We start from the raw sequence: 5,703 nt of genomic DNA, 5'->3' as shown, positions 1-5,703 counted from the left end.
CTATTCGGCGGTCCGGTTCGGGGTGGATACCGGCCCCTACCCCCGCCTCGTCGCCACGGCCTCGCGGACCGCCGAATAGAGCGCCGGCACGGTGACGCAATCGGCGAGCGTCGGCGCGTCGCCATAAGCGAAATCGCCGCCGTGGCGCGCGATCAGCGCCTCGATCGCCGCGAAGCCATCGGTCATCCAATGCGCCATCCACGCGTTGACCTGCGGTTCCGACGCGCCGAAGTCCTGTCGCAGCGCCTTCAGCGTGCGCAGATTGTGGAGCGGGTGGACGTCGGTGGCGAGCGTCGCCACCATCGCGCGGACGATCGCCCGGCCGTCGGCATCGCCGGGCAGCAGCGGCGGCGACGGGAAGCGCTCGTCGAGCCATTCGAGGATCGCGACGCTCTGCGTCAGGACGAGGCCGTCGACCTCCAGCGCCGGCACCAGCCGCTGCGGGTTGAGCGCGGCATAGGCCGGGTCGGCCTGTCCGCCGGTACGCAGGTCGTGGTTGACCTGCTCATAGGCCAACCCCTTCAGCGCCAGCGCGATCCGCACCCGATAGGCGGCGCCCGAGCGCCAATAGCCGTGAAGGATCACGCCGCCGGGCTTTGCGGCAGCACCGCCTTGGGGAAGTCCGCCCATACCGCGTCGTAATCGAGCTGGGCATGGTCGAGCGCGTGGCTGGTCGGCCGGTAGGGCCAGCAGCTCTCCAGCATGAACGCCATCGTGCCGTCGATCTTGTGCGGCTTGAGCTCGGCGGCGGAGGCGCCCTGCCAGCTCGCCAGATCGGGGCCGTGGCCGGCCATCAGATTGTGGAGGCTGATCCCGCCCGGCGCGAAGCCGTGTGCCTTGGCGTCATAGGCGCCGGTGATCAGCCCCATCGCCTCGGACATGACGTTGCGATGGAACCAGGGTGGCCGGAACGTGTCTTCGGCGACCATCCAGCGCGGCGGGAAGATGACGAAATCGGCGTTGGCGCGGCCCGGCACGTCGCTCGGGCTGGTCAGCAGCGTGAAGATCGAGGGGTCGGGATGGTCGAAGCTCACCGTGTTGATCGTGTTGAACCGGGCGAGGTCGTAGCGCCACGGCGCGAGATTGCCGTGCCACGCCACCACGTCGAGCGGGCTGTGGTCGAGCGTCGTCGTCCACAGCGAACCCATGAACTTCTGGATCACCTCGGTCGGTTCGTCGCGATCCTCGAACCAGGCGACCGGCGTCTCGAAATCGCGCGGGTTGGCGAGGCCGTTGGCGCCGATCGGGCCGAGGTCGGGCAGCCGGAACAGGCTGCCGTGATTCTCGCAGACATAACCCTTGGCGCTGCCGTCGGGCAGCAGCGCGCGGAAGCGCACGCCGCGCGGGATCAGCGCGATCTGGCCGGGCGCGACCATCATCCGGCCAAGCTCGGTCAACAGTTCGAGCCGCCCCTCCTGCGGCACGAACAGCAACTCGCCGTCGGCATCGGTGAAGACGCGCGCGGTCATGTCGGCATTGGCGGCATAGACGTGGAGCGCCACGCCTTCGAGATCGGCGGGATCGCGGTTGGCGAGCATTGTCGTCATGCCGTCGATCAGGTCGGTGCCCGCCGGTGCATCGGGGCACGGGTCCCAGCGCAGCCGGTTGGGGGCGAGCGGCGCATCGGTGGTGCCGGGGGCGAACCGCTGCGCGCCCTCATAGCGCACGTACGGCGGATGCTCGGCGGTCGGCCGCATCCGGTAGAGCCACGAACGGCGGTTCTCGTGCCGCGGCGCGGTGAAGGCGGTGCCGCTGAGCTGCTCGGCATACAGGCCGAAGGCGGGCCGCTGCGGCGCGTTGCGGCCGATCGGCAGCGCGCCGGCGACCGCCTCGGTGGAAACGTGATTGCCGAAGCCGGGGATATAATCGGCCTCGCTCCCGGGGTGGTGGACTGTCATTGTTTTAGCGTCCTCTCCTGCTCCACCACCCCGTCCGCAAACTCATGCGTCGACGGTGATCACCCCGCGACGGATCTGGTCCAGCTCGATCGACTCGTACAGCGCCTGGAAATTGCCGTTGCCGAAGCCCTCATTGCCCTTGCGCTGGATGATCTCGAAGAAGATCGGCCCGACCATCGTCTCGGTGAAGATCTGCAACAGCAATCCCTCCTCGCCGACGTTGCCGTCGATCAGAATGCGGTTGGCGCGCAGCCGTTCCAGATCCTCGCCATGATTCGGCACGCGCTTGTCGACCAGCTCGTAATAGGTCTCGATCGTGTCCTGCAGCTTGACGCCGCGGGCGCGCAGCTTCTCGACCGTCGCGTAGATATCGTCGGTGGTCAGCGCGAGATGCTGGATGCCCTCGCCATTGTAATCGCGGATGAATTCCTCGATCTGGCTCTTGTCGTCCTGGCTCTCATTGAGCGGGATGCGGATCGCGCGATCGGGCGCGATCATCGCCTGGCTGAACAGACCCGTCGCCTTGCCCTTGATGTCGAAATACTTCTGCTCCTCGAAGCCGAAGATCTGGCCGTAAAATGCCGACCATGTCCGCATCTGGCCGCGGCGGACGTTGTGGGTGAGGTGGTCGAGCACGTCGAGGCCGACGGAATTGGCCGCCTCCGCCTCGGCGGCGCCGGGCACCTGATCCCAATCGTCGTACACGCTGCCCGTCGCACCATGGCGATCGACGAGATAGAGCAGCGAGCCGCCGATCCCCTCCAGCGCGGGCAATCCCTCCAGCGCCGCGCCGGCCGGCGCCGGCTTGGCACCGCGCGCGATCGCCGCGTCGTACGCGGCCTGCGCATCCGCGACACGGAACGCCATCGCGCTCGCCGACGGTCCATGCGCGGCACGGAAGTCGGCGGCGTGGCCGGTCGGTTCGCGGTTGAGCAGCAGGTTGATCCTGCCCTGCTTGTAGCGGGTCAGCGCCTTGGTCGGGTGGGTGGCGGCGGCGACGAAGCCCAGCGCCTCGAACTGCGCGGCGAGCGCATCCGGATCGGGCGAAGTGAATTCGCAGAATTCGAAGCCGTCGAGCCCCATCGGGTTGACGTCGATCTGGTCGGCCGAAAGGTCGGACATGGCAGCAGCTCCGAGATGGTATCGTCTGTTACCAAATCTTTGCGGCATTGCCAAACTGGTGTCAACTGATACGAAACCGCATGGCCTCGTCCGTCCGCCGCCTCGTCCTCGACGACTTCATTCCCTATCGACTGTCGGTGACCTCCAATCTGGTCAGCGACTCGATCGCACGGGCCTATGAATCGCTGTTCGGGCTGACGATTCCCGAATGGCGGCTGGTCGCGGTCATCGCCGAGACCGGCGGCATCACCCAGCAGGCGATCGGCGCCAAGACGCTGATGGACAAGGTGACGGTGAGCCGCGCCGCGATCGCATTGGTCGGCCGCGGCCTGCTCGCGCGGCGCGACAATCCGGAGGATCGGCGCTCGCACCTGCTCGAACTTACCGATGCCGGCCGCGACCTCTATGCCGTGGTGGCGCCTAAGGCACTCGACCTCGAAAGCCGCATCTTTGCCGCCTTCGACCCGCAAGAGGTCGCGCAATTCGTCGCGATGCTGCGGCGGATCGAGAGCGTGACGCTGGATATCGGCAGATAAGCCGCCGTCGATCCTCCAGCCGGCACAATTATGCGACAATTGCCGATTAGCAGCACCCGGAGTGTTCAAAGGGTATTCGGTATGCGTGTCGCGGTGGTGATGATGATGGCGGTGAGCTGGCCGGCACTGGCGACCGCGCAGCAGGCGCCTGCGCCGACCGCCGCCGCGACGCAGCCCCCGGCCGCGCCGACCGCGGCGGAGGCCCCCGCGACGGCGACGCCGGCGGCGCAATCCACCACGCCGACCGCAACGGAGGCCACGCCCGCCGCGCAGACGACGCCGGCGGCGGAGACCGAAGAAGAGGATAGCGACATCGTCGTCACCGGCCGCCGGCCGCCCGGCTCGGTGGTCGGCGACATTCCCGCCGAACAGGTGCTCAGCCCGGCCGACGTGCGCAGCTATGGCGTCAGCAGCGTCTCCGACCTGCTCACCGAGCTCGCGCCGCAGACGCGCAGCGGCGCGGGCGGCGCGCCGGTGGTGCTGCTCGACGGCAAGCGCATCTCGGGCTTCCAGGAAATCCGCGACATCCCGACCGAGGCGATCCTGCGCGTCGACATCCTGCCCGAGGAGGTGGCGCTCAAATACGGCTATACCGCCGACCAGAAGGTGGTGAATTTCGTGCTGCGCCGCCGCTTCCGGTCGACCACGGTCGAACTGGCCGACAAGGCCCCGACCGAGGGGGGCACGAACAGTCCGCAGGGCGACCTCGACCTGCTGACGATCCGCAACGGCTCGCGGCTCAACATCCACAGCAAATACACGCAGAGTTCGGCGCTGACCGAAGCGGAACGCGATATCAGCGTCGCGACGACCGAAGGCGCGACGCCCGGCTACGACCAGCGGCCGTACCGCACGCTCCAGCCGTTCAGCCGCAGCTTCGGCACCAACGCCACCTATGCGCGGCCGATCGGCGACGTCAGCGCCACCTTGAACGGCGAGCTGACCGCGACGCAGACCGTCGGCCAATTCGGGCGGCAGCTCGACGCGTCGGGCCAGCCGATCAGCGACGCGCTGACCCAGCGCAGCAACGGTATCACCGCGCATCTCGGCACCAGCCTCAACGGCCGGTTGAGCCCGCGCTGGCTCTGGACGGTGACCGGCGCCTACGATCGTGCGGAGAACCGCACCGACACGCAGACCGGCGTCACCACGCCCGACAATCGCGCGCGTTCGACGTCGAACACCGGCGACCTCGAAGCGCTCGCCAACGGTCCGCTGTTCACGTTGCCCGCGGGCGACGTCTCCACCGCGATCCGGATCGGCGCGCAGACCAGCGATTTCACCAGCGCCTCCTTCGGCGAGCGGATCAGCAGCGGCAGCGTGTCGCGCGACGCGGTCAACGGTCGCGTCAACATCGACGTGCCGATCGCCAGCCGCTCGCGCGCCGTGCTCGGCTGGCTCGGCAACCTGTCGGTCAACGGCAATGCCGCGATCAACCAGCTTTCCGATTTCGGCACGTTGACTGCTTATGGTTATGGCGTGAACTGGGGGCCGATCGACAGCCTGCGGGTGATCGGATCGATCAACCAGCAGGATGTCGCGCCGACCGCGACGCAGCTCGGCAACCCGACGGTGGAGACGCCCAACGCGCGCGTCTTCGATTATGTCAGCGGCCAGACGGTGACGGTGACGACGATCAGCGGCGGCAATCCCGACCTGCGGTCGAGCAGCCGCCGCGTCACCCGGCTCGGCGTGACGCTCAAGCCATGGAGCGACAAGGACCTGACGCTGATCGGCACGTACACCAAGCAGGACACGCGCAACCCGATCCAGTCCTTCCCGTCGCCGACCGCGGCGATCGAGGCGGCATTTCCCGATCGCTTCACCCGCGACGCGGCGGGCGATCTCACCCGGCTCGACGCCCGCCCGATCAATTTCGCGCGGGCGGTGAGCGAGCAGTTCCGCTGGGGGATCAACTTCTCCAGGCCGATCAAGTCGAAGGTGCAGAAGGAGCTCGAGGCGTTCCGTGCGGGTACCGGGCCCAACCCCTTTGCCGGCATGCGCTTTCCCGGCGGGGGCGGGCGGTTCGGCGGCGCGCGGGCCAGCGCCGACGGCGGTCCGCCGCCACCGGGTGCGGAGGGTGCGCCGCCGCCACCACCGCCGGGTGCCGATGGCACCCCCCCGCCGCCGCCGGCCGGTGCCGATGG

The 5,703-nt window shown here is 68.4% G+C and carries 5 protein-coding genes; 2 read left to right on the top strand and 3 right to left on the bottom strand.

The window, feature by feature from the left end:
- Positions 1–36: 36 nt before the first annotated feature.
- Genes maiA through hppD form a run of 3 tightly spaced genes read right to left on the bottom strand, consistent with a single transcriptional unit; the run spans position 37 to position 3,020 of the window.
- A complete protein-coding gene (maiA, locus tag FFS23_RS19645) occupies positions 37–585 on the bottom strand; it encodes a maleylacetoacetate isomerase (RefSeq protein WP_137899933.1) in 549 nt (182 codons plus the stop codon).
- On the bottom strand, positions 582–1,898 hold the full coding sequence (hmgA, locus tag FFS23_RS19640; RefSeq protein WP_137899932.1) for a homogentisate 1,2-dioxygenase: 1,317 nt from the start codon (positions 1,896–1,898) through the stop codon (positions 582–584). The genes maiA and hmgA overlap by 4 nt, the downstream gene beginning before the upstream one ends.
- Positions 1,899–1,940: 42 nt before the next feature.
- Positions 1,941–3,020, bottom strand: a complete 1,080-nt coding sequence (gene hppD, locus FFS23_RS19635; RefSeq protein WP_137899931.1) for a 4-hydroxyphenylpyruvate dioxygenase — start codon at positions 3,018–3,020, stop codon at positions 1,941–1,943.
- A gap of 80 nt (positions 3,021–3,100) precedes the next feature.
- On the opposite strand from hppD, the gene FFS23_RS19630 reads away from it, so the two are divergent.
- Positions 3,101–3,556 (top strand): MarR family winged helix-turn-helix transcriptional regulator, encoded by a 456-nt coding sequence (locus FFS23_RS19630; protein ID WP_137899930.1) that lies wholly within the window; start codon positions 3,101–3,103, stop codon positions 3,554–3,556.
- Positions 3,557–3,637: 81 nt separating this feature from the next.
- The coding region (locus FFS23_RS19625; protein ID WP_249340773.1) for a TonB-dependent receptor at positions 3,638–5,703 on the top strand (2,066 nt) is incomplete at its 3' end.

This window comes from Sphingomonas sp. 2SG, assembly GCF_005503285.1.
In the GTDB taxonomy this organism is placed as follows: Bacteria; Pseudomonadota; Alphaproteobacteria; order Sphingomonadales; family Sphingomonadaceae; genus Sphingomonas; species Sphingomonas taxi.
The sequence above is the reverse complement of the archived record's forward strand: the minus strand, read 5'-3'. Positions and strand labels throughout refer to the sequence as shown.